Annotated in this window: 24 protein-coding genes; 17 read left to right on the top strand and 7 right to left on the bottom strand. The window is 53.0% G+C overall.

The annotated features are described in order from the left end of the window. From U5K34_RS14380 to U5K34_RS14370, 3 genes are all read left to right on the top strand, one after another. On the top strand, positions 1-374 hold a 374-nt coding region (locus tag U5K34_RS14380), incomplete at its 5' end, for a VOC family protein (RefSeq protein ID WP_322569090.1). Between the two features lie 278 nt (positions 375-652). Continuing rightward, positions 653-838 (top strand): hypothetical protein, encoded by a 186-nt coding sequence (locus U5K34_RS14375; RefSeq protein WP_322569089.1) that lies wholly within the window; start codon positions 653-655, stop codon positions 836-838. Between the two features lie 121 nt (positions 839-959). Next, on the top strand, positions 960-1,535 hold the full coding sequence (locus U5K34_RS14370) for a rhodanese-like domain-containing protein (RefSeq protein WP_322569088.1): 576 nt from the start codon (positions 960-962) through the stop codon (positions 1,533-1,535). Positions 1,536-1,624: 89 nt separating this feature from the next. Here U5K34_RS14370 and U5K34_RS14365 read toward each other — a convergent pair whose 3' ends face one another. Further along, entirely contained in the window at positions 1,625-2,989 is a 1,365-nt protein-coding gene (locus U5K34_RS14365; protein ID WP_322569087.1) for a sigma-54 interaction domain-containing protein, read from the bottom strand. Between the two features lie 472 nt (positions 2,990-3,461). Between U5K34_RS14365 and U5K34_RS14360 the strand changes: the two genes are divergently transcribed. Next, positions 3,462-4,406, top strand: a complete 945-nt coding sequence (locus U5K34_RS14360) for a porin (RefSeq protein ID WP_322569086.1) — start codon at positions 3,462-3,464, stop codon at positions 4,404-4,406. A gap of 51 nt (positions 4,407-4,457) precedes the next feature. Here U5K34_RS14360 and glnD read toward each other — a convergent pair whose 3' ends face one another. Together glnD and map are read right to left on the bottom strand one after the other, a co-directional pair. After that, positions 4,458-7,109: a [protein-PII] uridylyltransferase gene (glnD, locus tag U5K34_RS14355; protein ID WP_322569085.1), complete on the bottom strand. Its 2,652-nt coding sequence runs from the start codon at positions 7,107-7,109 to the stop codon at positions 4,458-4,460. Next, a complete protein-coding gene (map, locus tag U5K34_RS14350; protein ID WP_322569084.1) occupies positions 7,106-7,879 on the bottom strand; it encodes a type I methionyl aminopeptidase in 774 nt (257 codons plus the stop codon). Before map ends, glnD begins: the two co-directional genes overlap by 4 nt. 288 nt (positions 7,880-8,167) lie before the next feature. Between map and rpsB the strand changes: the two genes are divergently transcribed. From rpsB to lpxA, 13 genes are all read left to right on the top strand, one after another. After that, positions 8,168-9,094 (top strand): 30S ribosomal protein S2, encoded by a 927-nt coding sequence (rpsB, locus tag U5K34_RS14345; RefSeq protein ID WP_416224109.1) that lies wholly within the window; start codon positions 8,168-8,170, stop codon positions 9,092-9,094. Between the two features lie 121 nt (positions 9,095-9,215). Then, positions 9,216-10,097, top strand: a complete 882-nt coding sequence (gene tsf, locus U5K34_RS14340; protein ID WP_322569083.1) for a translation elongation factor Ts — start codon at positions 9,216-9,218, stop codon at positions 10,095-10,097. A gap of 28 nt (positions 10,098-10,125) precedes the next feature. Beyond that, positions 10,126-10,842, top strand: a complete 717-nt coding sequence (gene pyrH / locus U5K34_RS14335; RefSeq protein ID WP_322569082.1) for a UMP kinase — start codon at positions 10,126-10,128, stop codon at positions 10,840-10,842. Positions 10,843-10,854: 12 nt separating this feature from the next. Beyond that, positions 10,855-11,412 (top strand): ribosome recycling factor, encoded by a 558-nt coding sequence (gene frr / locus U5K34_RS14330; protein WP_322569081.1) that lies wholly within the window; start codon positions 10,855-10,857, stop codon positions 11,410-11,412. A gap of 41 nt (positions 11,413-11,453) precedes the next feature. Beyond that, positions 11,454-12,230, top strand: coding sequence for an isoprenyl transferase (locus U5K34_RS14325; RefSeq protein WP_322569080.1), 777 nt, complete (start codon positions 11,454-11,456; stop codon positions 12,228-12,230). Continuing rightward, the gene (locus U5K34_RS14320) at positions 12,112-13,053 is read left to right on the top strand and encodes a phosphatidate cytidylyltransferase (RefSeq protein WP_416224108.1); all 942 of its coding nucleotides are present in this window, start codon (positions 12,112-12,114) and stop codon (positions 13,051-13,053) included. The genes U5K34_RS14325 and U5K34_RS14320 overlap by 119 nt, the downstream gene beginning before the upstream one ends. Next, positions 13,050-14,240: a 1-deoxy-D-xylulose-5-phosphate reductoisomerase gene (gene ispC, locus U5K34_RS14315; RefSeq protein WP_322569078.1), complete on the top strand. Its 1,191-nt coding sequence runs from the start codon at positions 13,050-13,052 to the stop codon at positions 14,238-14,240. The genes U5K34_RS14320 and ispC overlap by 4 nt, the downstream gene beginning before the upstream one ends. After that, positions 14,240-15,607 (top strand): RIP metalloprotease RseP, encoded by a 1,368-nt coding sequence (gene rseP / locus U5K34_RS14310; RefSeq protein ID WP_322569077.1) that lies wholly within the window; start codon positions 14,240-14,242, stop codon positions 15,605-15,607. The genes ispC and rseP overlap by 1 nt, the downstream gene beginning before the upstream one ends. A 54-nt stretch (positions 15,608-15,661) precedes the next feature. Then, complete coding sequence (gene bamA / locus U5K34_RS14305; RefSeq protein WP_322569076.1) at positions 15,662-17,917, top strand: outer membrane protein assembly factor BamA; 2,256 nt, start codon at positions 15,662-15,664, stop codon at positions 17,915-17,917. Positions 17,918-18,033: 116 nt separating this feature from the next. Next, positions 18,034-18,480: an OmpH family outer membrane protein gene (locus U5K34_RS14300; RefSeq protein ID WP_322569075.1), complete on the top strand. Its 447-nt coding sequence runs from the start codon at positions 18,034-18,036 to the stop codon at positions 18,478-18,480. Between the two features lie 11 nt (positions 18,481-18,491). Beyond that, complete coding sequence (lpxD, locus tag U5K34_RS14295; protein ID WP_322569074.1) at positions 18,492-19,508, top strand: UDP-3-O-(3-hydroxymyristoyl)glucosamine N-acyltransferase; 1,017 nt, start codon at positions 18,492-18,494, stop codon at positions 19,506-19,508. A gap of 25 nt (positions 19,509-19,533) precedes the next feature. Continuing rightward, positions 19,534-19,980: a 3-hydroxyacyl-ACP dehydratase FabZ gene (gene fabZ / locus U5K34_RS14290; RefSeq protein ID WP_416224107.1), complete on the top strand. Its 447-nt coding sequence runs from the start codon at positions 19,534-19,536 to the stop codon at positions 19,978-19,980. Beyond that, positions 19,977-20,750, top strand: coding sequence for an acyl-ACP--UDP-N-acetylglucosamine O-acyltransferase (gene lpxA, locus U5K34_RS14285; protein WP_322569073.1), 774 nt, complete (start codon positions 19,977-19,979; stop codon positions 20,748-20,750). The genes fabZ and lpxA overlap by 4 nt, the downstream gene beginning before the upstream one ends. 193 nt (positions 20,751-20,943) lie before the next feature. On the opposite strand, the gene U5K34_RS14280 is transcribed toward lpxA, so the two are convergent. The 4 genes from U5K34_RS14280 to U5K34_RS14265 all read right to left on the bottom strand — a co-directional run bounded on the left by U5K34_RS14280 (position 20,944) and on the right by U5K34_RS14265 (position 25,293). Next, positions 20,944-21,912, bottom strand: coding sequence for an IS30 family transposase (locus U5K34_RS14280; protein WP_322566922.1), 969 nt, complete (start codon positions 21,910-21,912; stop codon positions 20,944-20,946). A 175-nt stretch (positions 21,913-22,087) separates the two neighbouring features. Then, positions 22,088-23,209, bottom strand: a complete 1,122-nt coding sequence (gene lpxB, locus U5K34_RS14275) for a lipid-A-disaccharide synthase (RefSeq protein WP_416224112.1) — start codon at positions 23,207-23,209, stop codon at positions 22,088-22,090. A 21-nt stretch (positions 23,210-23,230) separates the two neighbouring features. Then, the gene (locus U5K34_RS14270; protein ID WP_322569071.1) at positions 23,231-24,319 is read right to left on the bottom strand and encodes a DegT/DnrJ/EryC1/StrS family aminotransferase; all 1,089 of its coding nucleotides are present in this window, start codon (positions 24,317-24,319) and stop codon (positions 23,231-23,233) included. Between the two features lie 35 nt (positions 24,320-24,354). Next, positions 24,355-25,293: a Gfo/Idh/MocA family oxidoreductase gene (locus U5K34_RS14265; RefSeq protein ID WP_322569070.1), complete on the bottom strand. Its 939-nt coding sequence runs from the start codon at positions 25,291-25,293 to the stop codon at positions 24,355-24,357. Positions 25,294-25,301: the final 8 nt, after the last annotated feature.

Raw genomic sequence — 25,301 nt, 5'->3', positions numbered from 1 at the left:
TCAACGTAACGACAATCCATCATGTCAGCATCATTGTCAGTGACACGTCACGCGCGCTCGCTTTCTATGAACAGGTACTGGGATTGCCTGTCGATGGGACACGCCCCGATCTCGGCTATCCCGGCGCCTGGTTGCGTATTGGCGATCAACAATTACATTTACTGGAATTACCCAACCCCGATCCCGTGACAGACAGGCCCGCCCACGGCGGTCGCGATCGGCATATCGCGTTCAATGTCAACTCACTCGATGAATTGGTGAGTCGACTGCAAGAACAAACGATTGGCTATACACTCAGTCGCTCGGGGCGCCGTGCGCTGTTCTGTCGGGATCCGGATGGCAACGCCCTGGAGTTTATCGAAATAACCGGCTGATTTTCTGTTATCAGTGTCTCGAAGTATGCGGTGTTGCTGATATGCGAACGCCCTGACCCCTTCTTTGCTTACCCTTTTTATCCCCTAGTTCCCTATCCCGAATGTATTGCGTTTTGGCGCTCTGGCAGAAATGTCATGTCGACATGACAGGCATTGCAGCGCATGTCAGGTTTAGCGCCTATTAAGTCTTTGAAAAACAATCACTTGGGCGATGGCACGTCACTTGCTACATGACTTTTTTAGAGAAACATTTTGTTCAACGGTCGCAGGAGATGTTGATGAAAATAAAATCGTTAATCCTGGCGTGTTTATGCGTCGGGCTGTGGGCTTGTGGGGCCGTGACCGAGTCGCCTCAGGTTGAGCAGCCGGCCGCCAGCGCAGTACAGGAAACACAACAGGTAAACAAAGAGGAGAAAAAAACAGAAGAACCAAGTTTGGAAAATCTGGAAGACGACTGTGATTAACAATTATATAAATCATTATGAGGGGAATTTTATGTCAAAAACTGTATTAGGAAGAAACCTTCTTGTCACGCTTATCTTTTGTCTATCGTCTGTTGCTTGTGCGGCGAATGATAAACTGGCAGTGAAAATCACCCCCGATCTGGCCGAGGTCAAGGTCAATCACGAGGGGCGTAATGTTGTGATTCGACGCGATCAGAACCAGAAAGCCACGGTAAATCCGGATTTCGCCAAAACCTCGCGTGAATGTCCGCCGTTTTGTATCCAGCCCATCGAACTGGCACCGGGCGTGGAAACTATCGGGGAAGTGGAAATGTTGAGCTACCTGGATCGCCTGCATAACCAGGGGGATGATTCCATCCTGGTCGTCGATTCACGTACCCCGGGCTGGGTCAAAAAAGGGACAATTCCCGGTTCTGTCAATATTCCCTGGACCAGGCTCAATCCGGCCAAAGGCGCGGACCCGCTCACGATGAGCGATATTATGGAAAATCAATTTGGCGCCAAACAGATAGAAGCGGGCATCTGGGATTTCAGTGATGTCAAAACCCTGGTGATGTTCTGCAACGGTATGTGGTGCGGTCAATCACCAACCAACATCAAGCAGCTTTTGAAAATGGGCTATCCGGCACACAAGATGAAATGGTACCGGGGTGGCATGCAAAACTGGTCAAACCTGGGCTTTACCACGGTCAAATAAGCGTCATCGTCAATAATTATAAGCAAGTAACTCCTCGAAGCCGTTTACGCGAGACTCTCTCCCGGTCTCGCGTTTTTTTATTTGCTTTTTTATGGAATCGCGGAGTCGGATTTAATCTTTTGCAGATGGCGGTACAGCGTGCGCTCGCTCATGCCAAGCTCGCGGGCGGCACTGACGCGATGACCGGCGTGCTTTTGCAAAACAGCCAGAATCTCTTCCTTGTCAATATCAGGGCGGCGACGTTGTAATACATTGTTATGCCTGGCCGTGGACTCGTCTGATTCAACAGAGCCTTGTTGTTGCGGCGCGGTTTCGTTCAAAAAGGAAAAGTGTACAGGTGACAGGGGTTCATTTCTGGCCAGTATGGTAGCGCGTTCGATTATATTGCGAAGTTCCCTGACATTGCCCGGATAGTCATAATTCAGTAAATGAGACTGGATCTGGGGGGATAGTGGCGGCTTGTGCCGGTTGTCAGGAATTTTTGCCAGAAAATATTCAGCCAGCCCGATAATATCTTCCTTGCGTTCGCGCAGCGGCGGGATATGAATGGGAAACGCTGTCAGTCGGAAATAGAGATCCTCGCGGAACAGTTTTTGTTGAACCATACCTCGCAAATCCCGATGCGTGGCAGCAATAATTCGGATATCGACATCGATAAACTCGGTCGCGCCGACTCGTCGAATCTGACTGGTTTCCAGTAGGCGCAGAAGTTTGGTTTGCAGGGCGGGGGAGAGCTCGCCGATTTCATCAATGAACAGGGTACCGCCGTGGGCGGACTCGATCAGTCCCAGCTTGCGTTTGTTGGCACTGGTAAAAGCGCCCCGTTCATGACCAAACAGTTCACTTTCAACCAGATGCTCACCCAGGGTGGTGCTGTCGACAATGACAAACGGGCCATCGGCGCGGTTGGAGTTGTGATGAATATATTCGGCAACACACTCTTTGCCGGCCCCGCTTTCTCCCTGTAACAGGACTGTGGTCTGGGTAGGCGCCACGCGCTGCAGAATTTCGGTCAGGCGTACCATGACCGGGGAATGTCCCAGCAGTTTGCGTTTCGCTTCGTCGGGAGAACCCAGTCGGTTGATAGCTTCGCTCATGGCCACCACATTGCCCTCGCCGTCGAGGATTGGCGTGGCCTGCAACTGGACATTTTCTTCATTGCCCTCGGGATCATAGTGGACATGGATGACGTGCGTGGCACGCCGGGTTCTGAATACCTCATCAAGCGGGCAATGCTCGCCGTGGTTGCGGCAGGGCGTATCGGAATGATGAGAGATTTTGTAACAAAAGCTACCGACAACCTGATCCTCGCTGGCACGGTACTGCTCGAGATAGTGTCGGTTGGCCGCCTGGATCCGGTAGTCCTGTCCGATGATCACAAATGGTTCCGGGAAAACATCGATCAGCTGTTTGCAGGAAGGTAGTAACGTCGGCAAGTCACGTTCCCGATTCATATCCGTCTCCAACTTCGTAACGAGATGCAAAAGACAGTATAAATAAAACGATCGCGCGGCGGTAATTTTTATGTATTTAACTATGTATCGATATACTGAAAAAGATTGAATTGTTCCATGTGCATGGCATTGGCTTGATCTGGATCAAGCTGCTTGCGTAAAAGTATTAAATTTAGACTCGTTATAATCAAATGAATTCATTCGTTTCTCAAATGACAGTCTGCCTCGAAACATGACATTTCTGACGGCATGGCAGACATGTCATGGAAAACAGTTCGCAATGCTGTTCGATTTAGTTAGCCCTTCTCAAACAGGTGCCACCAGATCCTTTATTTTATTGATTTAATCCTGTGATGTCGCGGTTTTCCCCACAGTTGTTGTGTATGGCACAGCTCTTGCTCTCACTGTCGTTATCTCTGTTTTCATGCAGAGCAATGAACAATACTTCAAATAATTATATGTGGGAGTCAATATGAAATCTGAATTGAAAGTTATTGCGGCTGCGGTTCTTACCGCGGTGTGTATTTCGTCGCCGGTATCGGCCAATGAGGTCTATGGCGATATTCGTCTGTCGGTCAACAGTATCGACAAGGCCGACGGCACTTCTACCGACAGTCAGGACAACAACGCTTCGCGCATCGGCATGAAGGGCGGCTATGATCTTGATGGCGGCCTGCGCGCCCTGTACCACATACAGGCGGGCCTTGACGCTGATAGTACCGGTGATGAAATGTTTACCAGGCGTTTCGCCTTTGCCGGTCTGAAAGGGGATTTCGGCAAGGTGCTGTACGGCACGCTCTCCTCGCCCTACAAGATGGCCGGGCTGAAGATCGATCCCTTCTATGATACCGCCGCCGGTGAAGGAATCGCCGGGAGAAATTACGGCCTCTCTAATTACACCAATGGCTGGTTTGATAATGTCATCGCCTATGTTACACCGGATATGAACGGTTTTCAGGCCAATGCCGTGATGGTGATGGATGACACAACGGCTAACGATCATCATTACAATTATGGTTTAAGTTATAACAAAGCGGGATTCAGTGCCGGATTTCAATACCTCGAAGTCAACACTGTTGGCTCGGAGGAAGAGGCCACTCGCCTGACTGCCGCCTACAAGACAAATCAATGGAGTATCGGCGCCAGCATGGAAAATGTCGATCCAAAAGCCAGTGCCGACACCGATTATCTTTATGTCGCCGGTACGTATAACCTCTCCACGAAAAATACGCTGAAGCTCTCCTACGGGGATGTGGACAATGATGGCACCGGCATGGCGGCCGGCGTCTCCCATAACCTGGGCAAAAAGACCGAGCTGTATGCACTGTATAGCGATGTGGATTATGACGATACCAGGGATAACCGCACGGTTATTTCGATCGGCGTAAGTCACAAGTTCAGTATCGGCGGCAATTGATCGCGCCGTAACACACCCGGCCGGCCAGCAGGTCTGGCCGGGTCATTCTTTTTATTCTTCCAGTTGTTCCAGTGCGCTGGCGCGCAGGGTTTCTTTTAACCCGGCATCTAGCGGTTGATCATCCTGTGTCGTGATCTCGAATATATCCTCAACCCGTTCTCCAAACGTGGCAATCTTGGCATTATGCAGCTGTATGCGATGTTGATAAAAGGCTGCCCCGATGCTGGATAGCAGACCCGGTCGGTCATAGGTTTTAATGTGCATGATAGTGCGTTCAATATCATCCTCGAAATAGATTTCGGTCGATATCTTGAAGTGCTTGGCCTGGCGCGGTAAGCGGCGCGTAATCTCGGGCGCTTCTTGCCCCGGGTTACGTAACAGATGATAGAGCTTGTTGCGGATTTGACTGTTGCGCAGGGTATCGCGTACCGGTTCGCCGCTGCTGTCGAGGTACTGAAATGTATCGAGTGTATAACCATCGCTCGAGGCGAGGATGCGGGCATCCACCACGGTCATGCCGGCCTGGCTCAGTACCGAGGTGATCAGTGAAAACAGGTTGGGATGGTCCCGGGTGTAGATAAAGATCTCGGTACCGCCACGTCGGCTCTGTTCGCGAAACAGGATGACGGGCAAATCTTCCAGATCGGTATTGAGAATGGCCTGTGTATGCCAGACGATTTCATCGGGAAAGTATCGCAAAAAATATTCATCACCCAGATTATCCCATAGCTGGTTGATCAGTACGTTGTGTTCATCGTCGGACTCCAGCAGTTCGGCGGCGGCCGCCCGGCGTTCGGCGACCAGCTCCGACTGGACCAGTGGGTTTTTCAATCCCCGACGCAGGGCACGTACGGTGGCGTGATACAGCTCCTGCAGTAATGCATCTTTCCAGGAGTTCCAGACATGCTCGCTGGTACCGCGAATATCGGCGACGGTCAGTAAATAGAGGTAATTCAGGTGCACCATGTCGCCAACCTGTTCCGCGAATTCATGCACGATTTCCGGGTCACTGATGTCCTTGCGCTGGGCGGTGGAGGACATTAACAAGTGGTTTTTTACCAGCCAGGCCACCAGGTTGGTATCATAGCGGCTCAGGCTGTGATTGCGACAAAACTCGCGGGCGTCGCTGGCGCCCAGTGTCGAATGATCGCCAGCCCGGCCCTTGGCGATATCGTGAAACAGCGCTGCCAGCAGTAACAGTTCCTGTTTGGGGATGCGCTGCATGATCTCGCTGCACAGCGGGAATTCGTGGAAATAGCCCGGCACCGTAAAGCGACGCAGATTGCGTACTACCATCAGGGTATGTTCGTCGACGGTATAGACATGAAACAGATCATGCTGCATCTGGCCGACAATACGCCCGAAAAGCGGCAGATAGGCTGCCAGTACGCCGTACCGATGCATGCGTCGCAGGGCATGGGTAAAACCGTGGCCGTAACGGACGATTTCCATAAACAGCGAGCGATTTCGCAGGTCGGCCCGGAAACTGCCGTCAATCAGCCAGGTATGATCGCGAATCAGGCGAATGGTGTTGGCACGTACGCCATTGAGCTCCGGATGCTGCATCAAAACCAGAAATACTTCCAGCAGTGCGAAAGGGTAATGAACAAAGACATTCTCGTCCTTGACTTCCAGATAACCCTTGCGGGCCTGAAATCGCCTGTTCAGTGAGATTGGTTCCGGTTGCTCGTCGGCCAGTAAAATCTCTTCCTTGAACAACTGCAACAGCATCTCATTCAGGCGGCCGAGTTCCATGACAGTGCGGTAATACTGTTTCATAAACTGCTCAACCGCGAGCCCCTTGAAATTATCGCGATAGCCAAAATGACGTGCCAGTTCCCGCTGATGATCGAACAGCAGACGATCCTCGCGACGACCGGCGATCAGGTGCAGGCCGAAGCGCACTTGCCAGAGAAAGGCCTGCCCTTCATGCAGGGTGCGGTATTCGTTCCTGGTTAAAAAGCCGTGCTCGACCAGCTGATACAGGGTTTCCGCGTTGTAGTGGCGCTTGGCAACCCAGCCGATGATTTGAATATCACGCAGTCCCCCGGGACCTTCCTTGATATTGGGTTCAAGGTTATAGGCGGTGTCATGAAATTTTTCATGCCGTTTTTGCTGTTCCTGCAGTTTGGCTTCGAAAAATTCGCGACTGGGCCAGATCTGTTCAGGACCGCACAGTTGCCGCTGCTGTTCAAACAGCGCCGGGGGACCGATCAGCAAACGGGCTTCCTGCAGGTTGGTGGCCACGGTGATATCACGCCTGGCTTCCTGCTGACATTCGTTGAGGGTACGCACGCTCTGGCCGACTTCCAGACCGATGTCCCAAAGGAACGTTAAAAAGCCTTCTATGGCACTGTGGTAGGGTGCCGGATCCTCGGCCGGCAACAGCATCAGGTCCACATCCGAGGCCGGATGCAGTTCACCGCGTCCATAGCCCCCGACAGCCAGCAGGGCGATACCGGGATCCCCGGGCTCGAAATAGAGGCCCCAGGCTCGTAGCAACAGGGCATCGATCAGGCCGGCCCGGGAGGCGACCAGCTCGGTGGCGGCGCGGCCAGCGTAAAACCGGCGTGCCAGTTCCTCCTGGGCGGCGCTGAGCGTGTCCCGGAACAGGGGCAGTGGGGGTGTGTCCTGCTGCAGCGCGGTATCGAATGCCTCGGTGTTGAACAGGTCCGCATCGACCGGGACCAGCGAGGGGGTCATTGCTCGAAGTTTTCCTCATGGCGGCGGGTCAACACGTCGTGGCCGTCGTCGGTGACCAGGATGGTGTGCTCCCACTGGGCGGAGAGGGCATGGTCCTTGGTGACCACGGTCCAGCCGTCCTTGAGCAGCTTGGTCTGACGCTTGCCGGCGTTGACCATCGGCTCGATGGTGAAGGTCATGCCGGTCTCCAGCACCAGGGTGGTACGGGGATCATCGTAGTGCAGAACCTGTGGCTCCTCGTGAAAGTTTTCGCCGATGCCGTGGCCGCAGTATTCGCGCACTACGCTGTAATTATTTTTCTCGGCATGTTGCTGAATGGCGCGGCCGATCTCGCGCAGCGGCCGGCCCGGTTCGACCAGATCGATCCCGATCAGCAGACATTCGTAAGCGGTTTTGGCCAGTCGGCGGGCCTGAATCGAGGGTTCGCCGACGAAAAACATCTTGCTGGTGTCGCCGTGGAAGCCGTCCTTGATCACGGTGATGTCGATATTGATCACATCCCCCTTTTTCAGCCGCTTTTCATTCGGGATACCGTGGCAGACCACGTGATTGACCGAAGTGCAGACCGACTTGGGAAAGCCATGGTAGTTGAGTGGGGCGGGCACGGCCTGCTGCTCGTTGACGATGTAATCGTGGCAGATCCGGTCCAGTTCGGCGGTGGTCACCCCCGGCTGGACATGGGGTTCGATCATCTCCAGCACCTCGGCGGCGAGACGCCCGGCGACCCGCATTTTTTCAATCTGTTCGGCTGTTTTAATACTGACGCTCATTGATTTTCCTCCACGCCACAGGCGTGAGGGTGCTCCTGTCGCAAAAATTCGTGAATGGTGCCCGGCCAGGGCCTGGGACGGGTTTTTGTGCGCACAAACCGGGCCGTTTCGTTGTCGTTAAGCGCGCTTTATGGTATAAATCGCGCGCTCGTTTAGCAAATCCAACGGCCGGCGGCTTGCCCCGGTCAAAATTGACACACATGCACCGGCACATCTGTCCGGGTGCCCGCTCCGGCGGGTTGGCAGATGGGGTGCATGGAGGCCTAACCCGATACAGGAGATACTATAATGGCTGACGTAACGATGCGCCAGATGCTTGAGGCTGGCGTGCATTTCGGGCATCAGACCCGATTCTGGAACCCCAAAATGGCCCCCTTTATCTTCGGGGACCGCAATAAAATCCACATTATTAATCTGGAAAAATCCCTGCCGCTCTACAACGAGGCGATGAACTTTATCAGCTCGCTGGCGGCCAACAAGGGCAGCATTCTGTTCGTGGGCACCAAGCGCGCCGCCCAGAAGCTGGTCCGCGAGGAAGCCGAACGCTGCGGGATGCCGTTTGTGAACCATCGCTGGCTCGGTGGCATGCTGACCAACTACAAGACGGTCAAACAGTCGATCAAGCGCCTCAAGGAGCTTGAGTCGATGATGGAAAGCGGCGGCACCGAAGGCCTGAACAAACGTGAGGTCCTCAGCCTGAGCCGCGAACAGGAAAAACTGGAACGCAGTCTCGGCGGGATCAAGAACATGAACGGCCTGCCGGATGCCATGTTCGTCATCGACGTGGGGCACGAGAAAATCGCGGTTGCCGAAGCGGTAAAGCTGGGCATTCCGGTCATTGGTGTGGTGGATACCAATAACAGTCCGGATAATATCGACTACGTCATTCCCGGGAATGATGACGCGATTCGTGCGATCACTCTTTATAATCAGGGCGTGTCTGCGGCCGTACTTGAAGGCAAGGCTTCGACCGCGCATATCGGCGAAGGCGCTGATGATGATTTCGTCGAACTTGACGAAGAAGGTGAGGTGAATCCGGCCAGCAAGAAGAAAACGGCCAAGAAAAAAACCGCTGACAAAAAGAAAACCGCCGCCAAGAAGAAAACGGTTGCGAAAAAGACAACCGCTAAAACAACGACTTCTGAGGCGAGCAGTACGGGTGAGGCAGAGTCCACAGAAACGGAAGCCGCTTCGGCCGAGGCGGATTCCAAGTAAGGGACGCGCTATAGCAAACCTGTAAACAGGCAAAACGAAAAAGGGGGCAACGCCCCCTTTTTCGGATTTTACAAACTGATTTGATGTGATCGATTAAAGAACCGATTAGAGGGCTAGACTCATGGCAATTACAGCAGCATTGGTCAAAGAACTGCGCGAACGTACCGGCGCAGGTATGATGGAATGCAAAAAAACATTGGTGGAAACCGATGGTGATATCGACGCGGCTATCGAACAGATGCGCAAATCCGGTATGGCCAAGGCCGACAAGAAAGCCGGCCGTACCGCTGCCGAAGGTCTGGTAGCAATTAAAGTGGCTCCGGACAACAAGACTGGCGCCATAGTTGAAGTGAACTGTGAAACTGATTTCGTTACCAAGGGTGAAGACTTCCAGAACCTGGTGGATAACGTCGCCAATCGCGTTTTGAATGACAAGCCGGCCGATCTGGATGCATTGATGGCTATGCCTATCAGCGACGCAGACAGCACCACGATTGAAGAGACTCGCAAGGCGCTGATCGCCAAAATCGGCGAAAACATGGCGGTTCGCCGTTTTGAGATTATTGAAGCCAGGGGCAAGCTGAGCCACTATATGCACGGCAGCCGTATCGGCGTGATGATCGATGTTGAAGGTGGCGACGAGCAGCTTGGCAAGGATCTGGCCATGCATATTGCTGCCAGTCGTCCTGTGTGCGTATCCGAAGAACATGTTCCCGCTGATGTTATCCAGAAGGAAAAGGATATCTTTTCTGCTCAGGCCGCCGAAAGCGGCAAGCCGGCCGACATTGTTGAGAAAATGGTCGAAGGACGGATCAAGAAGTTTATGAAGGAAGTGACTCTCCTGGGGCAGCCTTTCGTCAAGGACCCGGATCAGACGGTTGAACAGTTGCTCAAATCAGCAGGTGCTACCGTCCATCAGTTTGTTCGCTATGAAGTTGGCGAAGGGATTGAGAAGAAACAGGAGAACTTCGCCGAGGAGGTTATGGCTCAGGCCAAAAGCTGATTTTACCATCAACATAAAACGATAACGTATGGCCAAAACACCTATATATAAACGAATACTGCTCAAACTGAGCGGCGAAGCCCTGATGGGCGATCACGAATATGGCATCGATCCGGCGGTAATCCATTCGATTGCGGCTGATGTCAAACAACTCAATCAGGCCGGTGTGCAGGTGGCCATGGTTATCGGTGGTGGGAACATTTTCCGGGGCGTTAACCTTGCCTCGGAAGGGATGGACCGGGTTACCGCCGATCATATGGGCATGCTCGCAACCGTCATCAACGCTCTTGCGTTGCAGGATGCGATAAAACGCCAGGAATTGGCGGTGCGAGTCATGTCGGCGTTACCGATCCATACCGTATGCGAAGATTACATTCGTCTGCGTGCGATTCGCCATCTGGAAAAACAGCGTGTCGTGGTATTCGCGGCCGGAACCGGGAACCCGTTTTTCACGACCGACACGGCGGCCAGTTTACGTGGCATCGAAATTGGAGCGGATGTTGTGGTCAAGGGGACCAAGGTCGATGGCGTTTATTCCTCCGATCCGGTCAAGGATCCTTCGGCCAGGCTTTTTGAAAAACTGGATTATGATGAGGTCATTGAGCAGAAGCTGGCGGTTATGGATACCACGGCAATCGTTCTGTGCCGGGATAACCATATCCCGATACGCGTGTTTAACATGACCAAGCAGGGCGCCTTGATGCGGCTGGTTATGGGTGAAAATGAAGGCACGCTGGTCGAATAGGGAGCATGATGAATGATTAATGATATTAAAAAAGATGCTGAGTCCCGTATGGGCAAGAGCATTGAATCGTTGAAAACCGAACTGACCAAATTGCGCACCGGGCGGGCCCATACCAGCCTGCTGGATCATGTCATGGTCGAGTACTACGGTTCCCAGGTACCTTTGAATCAGGTGGCCAACATTTCCGTCGCGGACGCCCGTACCCTGACGGTGCAACCCTGGGAAAAACCGATGGTCCAAAAGGTCGAGAAAGCGATTATGGAGTCTGATCTGGGATTGAATCCGGCGACTTCCGGCGAAATCATCCGGGTACCGCTGCCGGCACTGACCGAGGAACGTCGCAAGGATATGATTAAGCTGGTCCGCCAGGAAGGCGAGAATACCAAGGTGGCTATTCGCAATATCCGCCGCGATGCGATTAGCGATTTCAAAGGCCTGCTGAAGGAAAAGGAAATCACCGAGGACGAGGAACACAAGGCCGAAGACGATATGCAAAAACTCACGGACAAATATATCGCCAAAGTCGATGAGGCACTGGAAGCCAAGGAAAAGGATCTGATGGAGATCTGAGGCTGATCCGATCAGTAAGATCAGCGGAGTTTTATTATTCTATGAGCAGTACAGCCCAGGACATAAACAGTGAGGGACGAGACGGTTACGTCAGTACACCCCGCCACGTCGCCATTATTATGGATGGTAATGGACGCTGGGCCCAGAAACGGCATCTGCCGCGCTTTGCCGGCCATAAAGCCGGCGTTGAGGCCGTGCGGGAGGTTGTCAAAGCCTGTGGTGAAAAGGGTGTCCAGGTACTGACCCTGTTTGCCTTCTCCAGCGAAAACTGGCGACGTCCGCAAAAAGAGGTCGGGTTATTAATGGACCTTTTTCTCACGGCGCTGGAGCACGAGGTTAAAAAATTACATAAGAACGAAGTGCAACTGCGTATTATTGGCGACACCAGCGCTTTTCCCGATAAAATCTGCAAACGTATTGAGCAGGCAGAAGCACTTACCGCTGGCAATCATCAGCTGGTGTTGAATATCGCTGCCAACTATGGCGGAAAATGGGATGTCACTCAGGCGGTACAGCAGCTCGCGAACAAGGTTCAGCAGGGCGAACTGACACCTGAGCAAATTGATGATGAGCATATTGCCGCTCATCTGAGTATGCGTGATTTGCCCGAGCCGGATCTGTTTATCCGCACGGGTGGCGAACAACGCATCAGTAATTTTCTAATCTGGCAACTGGCCTATACTGAACTGTATTTCACCGATGTTCTGTGGCCGGACTTCGATCGTGATGAGCTGGAAAAGGCACTGGACTCTTTTGCCTGTCGTCAGCGTCGTTTCGGTCGAACCGGTGAACAGGTGGAGCAGCTCAAACATGCTTAAACAGCGGGTAATTACCGCTCTGATCCTTGCGCCTCTGTTGATCTGGGGGATATTCTCCCTGCCTGAGTCAGGGTTTATCATCCTGCTGCTGGCCGTTTTCAGTGTTGCTGCATGGGAGTGGAGCCGCTTGTCCGGATTGACACAACCCGGATCCCGTCTGTTTTATGTTGTCATACTGTTCGTATTGATGGGACTTGCCGGCTTCGTGTTTTCTTCCCATCCTGTTCTGATCGACATCCTTTATCTTGTTATTGGTGGTTTGTGGTTGCTCATATTGCCTGGTCTTTTTTATTACCAGCATCACGAGGTCACACGTTCGGGTTTCAGTCTTTTCAAACTGATCGCCGGTGCCGGTATTATCCTTGGGCCATTTGTCGCGTTACTGGTCCTGCGCCATCGTGATCCGTTTGGCCCGCAATGGGTGATGTATTTGCTGCTCCTGATCTGGATCGCGGACAGTGGTGCCTATTTCTCCGGTCGTGCCTTTGGCAAACACAAACTCCTGTATAACGTTAGCCCCGGTAAAAGCTGGGAAGGCGTAGCCGGTGGTCTGCTGGGCTGCCTGGTACTGGCGCTGGTTGCCGGCTGGTGGTTCGAACTGGGCGTAATGCACTATGCATGGTTTGTGGTTGTCAGTCTGGTCGTTGTGTTGTTTTCAGTAGCCGGTGATCTGGTTGAAAGTCTGTTCAAACGTCAGGCGGAAGTGAAAGACAGCGGTCATATCCTGCCGGGCCATGGTGGTATACTGGATCGTATCGACAGTCTGACCGCGGCCGCCCCCGTGTTTGCCAGTGGCCTGTATCTGGTGGGGCTGTTCATATGAAACAGATCACTATTCTGGGCGCCACCGGTTCGATTGGCCTGAGCACACTGGATGTCATTGCTCGTCATCCGGATCAGTTTGCTGTGTTTGCTCTGACAGCCAACACCCAGGTTGAGCGCCTGTATCAGCAATGCCGGCAATACCGTCCTGTGTATGCCGTGATGTTTGATACGCAGGCGGCTGAACAACTGCAGCACAAACTACAACAGGACGGTCTGGAGACAAAGGTTCTGGCTGGTCTTGATGGGCTGGTTGAAGTGGCCTCGCATGCCGGTACCGACTATGTGATGGCTGCCATCGTCGGTGCGGCCGGCCTGCAACCGACGCTGGCGGCTGCCCGCGCCGGCAAGCGGGTGCTGCTGGCCAACAAGGAAGCGCTGGTGATGTCCGGCAAGCTGTTCATGGATGCGATAAAGCAGAATGATGCCCAACTGTTGCCGATTGACAGCGAACACAATGCCATATTCCAGTGCCTCACGGGGCAGCTGGCTGATAAGGTACAGAATCTTGGGGTCAGGCGCATTTTACTGACCGGCTCCGGTGGTCCGTTTCGGCAAACCCCGTTAAACCAGTTGCAAACGGTGACTCCCGAACAGGCCGTGGCCCATCCCAACTGGGATATGGGGCAGAAGATTTCGGTTGACTCGGCCACCATGATGAACAAAGGCCTGGAGCTGATCGAAGCCTGCTGGCTATTCGATACCACGCCGGATTTCATCCAGATTGTGGTCCATCCGCAAAGTGTGGTGCACTCGATGGTCGAATATGACGACGGCTCTGTACTGGCGCAGATGGGGCAGCCCGATATGCGTACTCCGATTGCCCATGCCCTGGCCTGGCCGAAACGAATGGACTCAGGCGTTGCACGCCTGAATCTGTTCGATGTTGCCCATCTGGATTTTGAACCACCGGACTATGAACGTTTCCCCTGTTTGCAACTGGCGGAACAGGCCGCGCGCGAGGGCGGTACGACTCCGGCGATCCTTAATGCCGCCAATGAAGTTGCCGTGCAGGCTTTCCTGGATAAAGAGCTGGATTTCCCGGGGATTGCGGAAGTCGTCGAATCGGTGCTGGGTGTGATGTCCGGACGCCAAGCCGACGATCTGGCGACTATTCTGGCCGATGATGAACAGGCCCGGCTGCGGGCGCACGAGTTCATCGTTCAGGCTCACAGCAAGGTGCAATAATGCTGGAGTTTGCTTATTTTACTCTGGCATTTCTGGTGGCGATCAGCATCTTGATCGCTGTGCATGAATTTGGCCATTTCTGGGTCGCCAAAAAGCTCGGCGTCAAGGTTTTGCGCTATTCGATCGGTTTCGGGCGACCCATCTGGCGTACGGTGCGCGGTCCGGACAGGACTGAATATGTGATTGCGGCCTTGCCACTGGGCGGTTATGTCCAGATGCTGGATGAGAAGGACGGCGAGGTTAAAGAGGCAGAGAAACCGCGCGCCTTTAATCGCCAACCGGTATGGAAGCGTTTTGCCATTGTCGCCGCCGGCCCGGCATTCAACTTCCTGTTTGCGATTGTGGCATTCTGGCTGATGTTCGTTATCGGTACCAATGCACTTAAACCGGTGATCGGCGAGGTCGCGGAAGACTCCCCGGCGGCCGTTGCCGGTCTGCAACCAGAACAGGAAATTATCGCGATTAATGATGAACCGACTCCGGTCTGGGAAGTGGCCATGGGACGACTGTTACCGGCCGTGGTTGATCGCGAATCGATCAGCCTGACATTACGTAGTCCTTCCGGCTCGGTGTCACAGCATCAATTGCCGCTGGATCAAATCGATGGTGAACTGGATCCGGATAACTTGTTTGAATTGATCGGCTTTCAACCCTGGCGGCCACGGGTCGAGGCCCAGGTTGGCCAGGTTCTGGAAGGTTCTCCGGCAGAGCAGGCCGGTTTGCAAAAAAGCGATCGAATTCTGGCAATCGACGGGCGACAAATCGAGCTGTTCACCGACATGTCGGACTATGTGCGCCAGCGGCCCGGCGTGCCGCTGGACTTCAAGGTTGCCCGCGGCGAATCGATTGTGAATATGACCATCACGCCACGGGCGATCGAACATGAAGGTAAAACCATCGGTCAGCTTGGCATCGGCGCCCTCAATCCCGGAAACATTCCGGATGATATGGTTGTCTATTATGATTACTCAGTGTTTGGCGCGATTGGCAAGTCAATCACACAAACCGGTGATATGACCCTGTTAACCCTCAAGATGCTGGGCAAACTGGTTACCGGTGAAGTGTCTGTCAAAAATCTCAGCGGGCCGATTAATATTGCCCGGCATGCCGGTCTCTCGGCGAGTGCCGGTATAAACCGGTTTTTGAATTTTCTGGCAATTGTCAGCATCAGTCTGGGAATATTAAACCTGCTGCCGATTCCGATTCTCGATGGTGGACACTTGCTGTTTTATATTGTCGAAATTTTCAAGGGCAGCCCCGTATCAGAGCAGACCGAAATGACCGGGCGCATGATTGGTATATTTTTGCTCGTCATGCTCATGGGGCTGGCGTTTTACAACGATATAATGCGATTGGTTGGAAACTAGAACCGAATGACATTTTTTAATATAAAGAGCTTTATCGTACTCCTTTTGCTATGTATGGCATTACCTGCAAAGGCGTTCGACCCTTTTGTGATCGAGGATATCCGACTCGAAGGTTTGCAGCGTATTTCCGCCGGAACGATATTCAACTACCTGCCTCTCAAGACAGGGGACAGACTGGATCCCGAGTTGAGCAGCCGTGCTATCCGCGATCTTTATGAGACAGGGTTTTTCAAGGATGTCAAACTCGAACGTGAAGGTGATGTTCTGGTTGTGTTTGTTGCCGAGCGCCCGGCGATTGCGGATATCCGTATCGAAGGTAATGACAGTATCCCCGATGAACAGCTGGAGTCTTCACTGCAACAAATCGGCCTGGTACGTGGCCAGGTACTGGATCGTTCCACGCTGGATAAAGTGACGCAGGAACTGGAGCGGCAATATTACGGGCAAGGGAAATACGGTGTGGAAATTGAAACCGTTACCACGCCACTGGAACGCAATCGTGTCGATATTGAGATCAATATTGCCGAAGGTGTGGCTGCCGAGATCTTTTCGGTAAATATTGTCGGTAACAAGGCTTTTAACGATGAAGAACTGCTGAAAAATATTTCTCTTTCTGATAGCTCAATGTTTGGTCGGGAGAAGTACTCTCGCCAGGTATTCAGTGGCGATCTCGAGGCATTGCGCTCCTATTATCTCGATCGCGGTTATATCAATTTCAATACGGACTCAAGCCAGGTCTCGCTGACCCCGGACAAACAGGAAGTGTATATCACGATAAATATCACCGAGGGCGAGCAGTATACGGTCAGGGATATAAAAGTGACCGGTGATACCATTATTCCGCTGGAAGAAGTCAGGGAACTGATTACACTCAAGGTTGATGAGATTTATTCACACAAGAAGAGTGTCGAAACGACCAACAATATCAGTGACAAGCTGGCGGCCAGGGGCTATGCCTTTGCCAATGTGAACCTGATTCCCGAGCTGGATAAGGACTCCCGAAGCGTGGCCTTGACTCTATCGGTGGATCCCGGTCGACGGGTTTATGTGCGGCGAATCAACATCACCGGCAATACCAAAACACGTGATGAAGTGATTCGACGTGAATTACGCCAGCACGAAGGCGACTGGCTCTCCACGGAAAAAGTCTCGCTATCCCGCACCCGTCTCGATCGGCTGGGTTTTTTTGAACAGGTGTCGGTCGAAACGCCGGCGGTCAGCGGTACCAGCGACCAGGTGGATGTTAATTTCAACGTCAAGGAGCGTCCGACCGGTTCCCTGACGGCGGGTATCGGTTATTCGGATACCCAGGGAGCACTGATTAACTTTGGCCTTACTCAGGAAAATTTTCTTGGTACCGGCAAGCGACTGGGTCTGAATCTGAATAACAGCGATGTCACCAAATTTTATAATCTGAGCTATACGAACCCCTATTACACGGACGATGGCGTCAGCCGGGGGTTCAATGTTTTCTGGCGGGAGGTCGATGCCGAAGAAGCGCAGCTGACCCGCTTTACCACCAATACCAAAGGGGCGTCAGTGAATTACGGGTTTCCCCTGTCGGAAATTACCCGGGCGAATTTCAGTCTCGGTTATGAGAATACTGAAATTATTCCCGGCGCCAATGTGGCACAGGAAATACTTGATTTTATTGATGAAAATGGTAGTGTCTACGATAATTACGAGGTCTCGCTCAGCTGGCGGCGGGATAGCCGCAACCGGGCGATTCTGGCGGATTCCGGTTCCGTGACTTCCGTGAATCTGACCTCGGCGATTCCGGGCAGCAATCTGGAATATTATAAAATTGATACCCGGTTCCTGAAATATTTCGGTCTGACCGAGAATATTACCCTGTCCACCGAGCTCAACCTTGGTTATGGTGACAGCTTTGGCGATACCGGCTTTGACGGTCTGCCGCCCTATATGCGCTATTATGCCGGTGGCAGCCGCACGGTGCGCGGTTATGACAGCAATAGTTTAGGTCCGAATGATTGTGATGATAACAGGCCGGGATGTACGAATGATCCGCTAGGAGGCAGTAAACGAGTTATTGGCAGTCTGGAGTTGATTTTGCCCAACATATTTGCCGAGCAGAGCAATTCCACCCGGATTGCGGCCTTTTTTGATGCCGGGAATGTATTCGCCGCCGATCAGAGTGTGGATGTGAATGAACTGCGCACTTCGGCTGGCCTGGCATTCATGTGGCTGGCGCCGATTGGGACATTGCGGTTCAGTTATGCCATGCCGCTGAACGACGAACCGGGCGATGATACACAGAACTTCCAGTTTACCATGGGCTCGGATTTCTAGAATTGATAATACTCGGGGTGATTACATTGCGTAAAACCTGGATACATTATTTCCTGCTGGCTTTGATTTTTCTGCCGGCTGTGTCTGCCGTTCAGGCGGAGACACGTATTGGTTTTGTGAATATTTCCCTGGTTCTCAAAAAAGCCCCCCAGGCCGATGCCGCGCGCAAAAAACTGGAAAACGAGTTTGCCCCGCGTGATGACAAAATCGTCGCCATGCAGAAAAAGCTCAAACAACTCGAAGAAGAGCTGGCCAGAGACGCCGATATAATGAGCGATGAGGTTCGCAAGAAAAAAGAGCGTCAAATTGTGCTGGAAAAACGTGAGATAGAGCGTACTCGCGAAGAATTTAACGAGGATCTTAATATCCGTCGTAATGACGAACTGAACCGGTTGCAAAAACTGGTTTATGACACGATCGTATCACTGGCTAAGGATAAAAATTACGACCTTGTTGTCGGTGACAATGTCATCTATGCCGCGGACTCGGTTGATTTGAGCGAACAGGTGCTGGAACGATTAAACGCGCAACATAAGCCGGATTCAGGCGACGCCCGGAACTGACGGACGAGATTGTGAAGTATACCCTGCAAGAACTGGCTGAGCATACAGGAGGGCAGGTTGCCGGTGATCCGCAAACGGTTATAGAACGGGTCGCGACCCTGACCCGGGCCAGTTCCGGAACCATTTCTTTTTTAACCAGTGCCACCTATCGCCAGTATCTGGCAAATACCTCGGCTTCCGCCGTGATTCTCCGACAGGCCGATGCGAGCCACTGCCCGGTAAACGCGCTGATCGTTGACAATCCGCATGCGGCTTATGCCCGGGTTGCCTCATTGCTCCATCCGCCTGTCACGCCGCCAGTGGGTATTCATCCTTCCGCCGTGGTCGAGGCATCCGCGACTGTCCCGGAATCCGTCTCCATTGGTGCCAACTGTTATGTTGGAGCTGATGTGCGATTGGGAGAAGCGGTCTCGATTGGCGCCGGTTGTGTTATCGAGACCGGTGTTCATATCGGCTCACATAGCCGCCTGGCGGCGAATGTGACTGTTTTGCATGAATGTCAAATCGGACAGCAGGCGGTGATTCACCCGGGAGTTGTCATTGGCGGTGATGGTTTTGGCCAGGCCAACGACCAGGGTGTGTGGTTGAAAATTCCCCAGATCGGACGCGTCATTATCGGCGATGATGTCGAGATCGGCGCCAACACCGCGATCGACCGGGGCGCTATCGAAGACACGGTTATCGGCGACAACGTCAAACTCGATAATCTGATCCAGGTAGCGCATAATGTACACATCGGCGCGCACACGGTGGTTGCTGCCTCTGCTGCAATAGCAGGCAGTGCGCATATTGGGAACCACTGCACAATTGCCGGCATGGTGGGTATTGCCGGTCACATCGAAATTGCCGACAATGTCACAATTACGGCAATGTCAATGGTGTCTCATTCCATCCGGGAGCCGGGTATCTACTCTTCCGGTACGACACTGGAACCGAACAAGCTGTGGCGAAAAAATGCTGTCAGATTCAAACAGTTGGATGAGATGGCAAGGCGTATTAAGACACTGGAATCCCGGCAGGGAAAATAAGACACCGTTTATTGAGGATTGAATTTTGGTCGCGTTGAACATCTATGAAATTCTTGAGCATTTGCCGCATCGCTATCCGTTTCTGCTGATTGACAAGGTTCTGGAATGTGAGCCGGGCAAGTCCCTGGTCGGTATCAAAAACGTTACTCATAATGAGCCGTATTTTATCGGACATTTCCCGACCCGGCCGATTATGCCGGGGGTACTGATTCTCGAAGCCCTGGCCCAGGCGACCGGTATTCTGGCTTTTCAGACCGTTGGTCGAAAACCGGATGGGACCTCGCTTTATTATTTCGTTGGCATTGATAATGCCCGTTTCAAACAACCGGTCATTCCCGGTGATCAGTTGCGTCTGGAAGTAGAATATACTCGCAAGATGCGCGGTATCTGGAAGTTTGATGGTCGCGCGAAAGTTGACGACAAGGTAGTGTGCAGCGCGGAACTGATGTGTGCTGAACGTGAGATAGAATGAGTATCGATCAACGCGCTATCATCGATCCTGGCGCACGGATTGCCGATGACGTCAGTATCGGTGCTTTCAGTATCATCGGGCAGGATGTCGAGATTGGCGCCGGCACGATCATCGGACCGCATGTGATCATCAATGGTCCAACCCGTATCGGGTGTAACAATCATTTTTTTCAGTTCAGTTCCATCGGTGAAATACCCCAGGACAAGAAATATCACGGTGAGAACTCCCGCCTCGAAATTGGTGACGGCAACACTATCCGGGAGTTCGTCACGATCAATCGTGGAACCGACGATGGTGGTGGCGTTACCCGCATCGGTAACGATAACTGGTTAATGGCCTATATCCACATTGCTCACGACTGCCTGGTGGGTAATAACACGATCTTTGCCAATGGGGCCTCACTGGCCGGACATGTCGAGATCGACGATTATGTCATCCTCGGCGGTTTTACCCTGATACACCAGTTCACCAAGATTGGCAATCATGCCTTCTGCGGCATGGGCAGCGCCATCAGCAAGGATATCCCTCCTTATGTCATGGTCAGCGGCAACCCGGCCAGCCCCTATGGCATTAACAGCGAGGGGCTCAAGCGTCGCGAGTACAGCAAGGAAGCGATCAAGGCGATCAAAAACGCCTACAAGATTATCTACCGATCAGGTCATACCAGCGACGAAGCCCGGCAATATCTCAAACCCCTGGCCGAACAACATCCCGAAGTTCAGCCCATGCTCGACTTCCTCAACCGCTCCCAACGCGGTATTCTCAGATAGGATCGTGTAAGTAACGCAAAGGACGCAAAGGCGCTAAGAACGCAAAGAAAATTTGTATTTAGTAAAACAATTTCCGTTTATGTTTCCAAATATGCCTGCGACTATTAAACCTGATTCATAAGCTTACTAGTGGTTCGGTATCTTAATTTGAGTCGCTAATTTCATTTCAGAATAGATCTAATCATTCGCGGTTTCAAGTTGCTAGTGCAACATCAGGGTGTATCCCGAAAAATACCTGATTCGGTGTTTTGATACCAAGACATTTTCGGGGACGGTTGTTGAGTTTCTCCATCACGCGTTGAATTTGTCGTTGAGTGATGGTCGTAAAATCATGCTTCTTGGGGAAATACTGGCGAATGAGTCCATTGGTGTTTTCATTCAGGCCGCGCTCCCAGGAAGCAAAGGGATGCGCAAAGTAAAACTTGGCATTGAGTGCTCTGGCAATTTTTTGATGCTGAGCAAATTCACGGCCGTTGTCGGCGGTGAGGGTATGCACCCAGGGCGCCAGTGGCTTGAGCAATCGGATGATGGCCTCGCTGACAGCTTCAGCCGTTTTCCGGGCGACCTTGGCAATGAGTGTCAGTTTGGATTTGCGTTCAACCAGTGTCACCAGGGCCTGGCGGTGGTTTTTACCGATGACCGTATCCAGCTCCCAGTCGCCGTAACGATGACGTGAGTCGACCACCGCCGGACGTTGGTCGATAGAGATTTGATTCGGGATCTGGCCCCGGCGTGAATAGGTGCCATAGCGCTTTTTACGTTGCTTCTGGCAACGCAGGTGCCGATAGAGTGAGCCGCCAGCCTGTTTATCGGCGAGGACATACAGGTAAATGGACTCATGACTGACTGACAGACCGGCTTCCTTGGCCAGCCAGAGACCGATCTGTTCAGGGCTCCAGTCCTCGCGCAGGAGTCGACGGACGTGATGCCAGGTAGCGGATTCGATACGAGACTGAGCTTTGTCCGCACGGCGCTCAAGGCAGAAACGGTGGGCCTGTTGGGCACGGTAGCCCCGGCGCCCGCGGTTGCGACGTACTTCACGGCTGACGGTCGATTTATCGACGCCGATGAAATTCGCGGTCTGAGTTTGATTAAAACCGGCTTTCATATAGGCCTGAATTTGGTATCGTTGTTCCTGGGTAAGCTGCGCGTATTGCTTCATGTGTGCTCCTCAAACTTTGGTCGGTGAGAGAAGCTGCATAGGCTACCGCAGCTTGCCCTCTCACCAAACCGGTTGAGTTGCACTTACAAATTGAATTCACGATTTATTAAAAACTTAGCGATCTTTGCGCCTTTGCGTTCTTTGCGTTATTACCAGTGAGTCAGAAAAGTGGTAGTTACTGTGTAAGCATGTCGACGGTGACGGTGGCAATGTCGGTGATGTGGCTGTCGTCTTCCAGTTTTTGTCGCACTTCTTCCAGTCCCTGTTTGATTTCTTTTCGGTAATCCCCGTCATCAAGAAGACGTTCAAGCTCTGCCGCGATAGTTTGTGGTGTGGCGTCATTTTGGATCAGTTCGGCGACGATTCGGCGCTGGGCAACGATGTTACACAGTGCCAGGTGATCGATTTTCAGCATGCGTTTGACGATGTGATAGGTCAGCCAGGCCACCCGGTTGATGACAACCATCGGAGTACCGATCAGGGCGATCTCCAGTGTTACCGTGCCGGAGACGGTGACGATCGCATCGCTGACCTGCATGGCGTCGTAAGGCCGGTGCTCGATATAGTGGATATCCAGTTCGTGTTCGGGCATATTCTCCCGGATCAGAGCCGGATTGAGGGTCGAGGCGATCGGCAGCACAAACTGCAGTTGTGGCCGATGTTGTTGTAGCAGGCGGGCTGTGTCGATGATGATCGGTAGCAAGCGTTTGATTTCACTGCGGCGGCTGCCGGGAAACAGGCCGACGACCGGTCGTGCCGGATCCAGCCCGAACTCGCGCAACAAGGTATTTCGATCGGCGCTGGCCCTGACCTCGTGGGCGAGGGGATGACCCACATAGGTGACCGGTACCCCGTGGCGGGCATAGAAGTCGACTTCAAAAGGAAATACCACGGCCATGTTGTCGACCAGTTGTCGGATTTTCTTCACCCGTCCCTGCCGCCATGCCCAGATCTGCGGGCTGATATAGTACAGCACCTTGACGCCACACTCTTTGGCGGTGCGCGCCAGGCGCAGATTGAATTCGGGATAATCGGTCAGGATCAGTAGATCCGGTGGGTCGTTACGCAGAATCTCGCGCATCCGATTGAGGGCACCGAAGATCACCTTGCGATGGGCGAAGACTTCAATCAGCCCGACAACCGCCAGCTCGGAGGATTCCACCAGAATATCCACGCCGGCTTTGCGCATGGCACTGCCGCCGATACCGAAAAACCGGGTATCCGGGCGTTGTTGTTTGACGCCCTCGACCAGCTTGGCGGCATGCAGATCACCGGAGGCCTCACCGGCAATGATCATGACCCGTTTCAATGGCGTCTCTCAGACTGACTGGATAACGTCGATGATCTGATCGATCTGACCGTTTTGCAGCTCCGGGTAGATTGGCAAAGACATGCAACGACTGGCGATCTGGTCGGTGACCGGCAGCCTGACGTCCTTGCAAATATTGGCAAAGACTTTTTGTTGATGCAGGGGGACGGGGTAGTAGATGGCCGAGGCAATGTCGTTGTCGGCCAGTTTTTTCATTACCGCGTCGCGTTGCTCACTCAGCACGGTATATTGATGATAGACATGCGTGCCTATCTCATCCTCGTGTGGCGGGGTGACCACGCTGCCCGCAAGACCGGCGGAATAACGGTGTGCCACGCGTCGCCGCTCCCGGTTGTACTCGGGCAGGTGTTTGAGTTTGGCGCGCAGCACGACGGCCTGCAGTTCGTCGAGCCGGCTGTTGTAACCGACGACATCGTGATAATAACGCTCCTTGCTGCCATGATTACGCAGCATGAGCAGCGTATCAGCAATGCTATCGTCATTGGTGGTGATCATGCCGCCATCGCCGTAACAGCCCAGGTTCTTGCTGGGAAAAAAACTGTGCGCCCCGGCCAGACCGATACCACCGGTCATTTTCCCGTCAATGTCGGCACCGAAGGACTGGGCGCAGTCTTCGATGACTTTGAGGTTATGCTTGTCGGCCAGTGCCATGATGGCGCCCATGTCGGCCGGCTGGCCGAACAGGTGTACCGGCAAAATAGCCCGGGTCTTGTCGGTCATCGCGGATTCGATCAGCTCGGGATCCAGGTTATAGGTATCCGGGCGAATATCCACATAGACCGGAATAGCGCCGACATAACGAATCGCCTCGGCGGTGGCGATGAAGGTAAAGGCGGAGGTGATAACCTCGTCGCCCTCACCAATGCCGGCGGCGACCAGTGACAGGTGCAGGGCATCGGTGCCGGAGGCGCAACTGATGGCGTGTTTGACACCCAGGTATTCGGCGGCGTCGGCCTCGAAGCCTTTAACGTTCGGCCCGAGAATAAAACTGGTTTTTTCAAACGTGTCGGCAAAACCCTGTTCGATTTCGGTTTTCAGACTCTGGTATTGCTGTTTCAGATCAACCATTGGGATCATGTAAGGATTACCTCAATTCGTGCGTTTGGGAACGATCAGTTTTCTGATAGTTGCCGGTTGATTTCAAAGGCGGTTTCCAGCGCGCGCAGGCCGTCGGCGCCATTAATGACCGGCCTCGCATCGGTATTGATGGCCTGTAGAAACGCCCCGATTTCACTCAACAGGGCATCGCCCTGATCAAAGGCATGTTCTTCACTGTCGATCTCGGCCACACCGGGATACATTTCACCCTTGCCCTTGCGGTGAATGCCCAGCTGCTTGTTCTGGAAGTCGATCGTGATATAAGCGTCCGACTGAAATATCCGCATGCGTCGTTCGCTTTTCATACTGATGCGACTGGCCGTGACATTGGCCACACAGCCGTTTTCAAATTCCAGACGGACATTGGCGACATCGGTTTCATCGGACAGCACTGGCACGCCGCTGGCATGAATCGCCTTGATCGGCGAGCCGACAAAATCAAGAATGATATCGATATCATGAATCATCAGATCCAGAATCACGTTGACATCGGCGCCACGCGGGTTGAAGGGCGCGATGCGGTGCGACTCGATAAACAGGGGTTCGACCAGCACGTTCTCCAGCGCCATGACGGCCGGGTTGAAGCGTTCCAGATGGCCGATCTGGAATTTCAGGTTATTTCGCTCGGCGAGCTCCACCAGTTCGCGGCCCTGTTCCAGGGTCGAGGTGATTGGCTTTTCGAGCAGTACATGCACACCGTTGTCGAGAAACGTTTTCGCCACTTCGTAATGTTTCTGCGTAGGAACAACAATACTGACTGCATCGACCTTGCCGATCAGATCATGGTAGTCGTTGAAGACTGACACACCATGTTCCTCGGCGATGGTGCGCGCCACTTCCTGGTTGGTGTCACACACCCCGATCAGCTGCGAGGCGGGAAGCTGGGCGTATTTCTGGGCGTGGAATTTTCCGAGATAACCGACACCGACGACGGCGGTTTTAAGTGTTGTCATTAAAAATA

Source organism: Thiohalophilus sp. (genome assembly GCF_034521165.1).
In the GTDB taxonomy this organism is placed as follows: Bacteria; Pseudomonadota; Gammaproteobacteria; order UBA6429; family Thiohalophilaceae; genus Thiohalophilus.
This window is presented reverse-complemented; position numbering and strand designations above follow the sequence as displayed.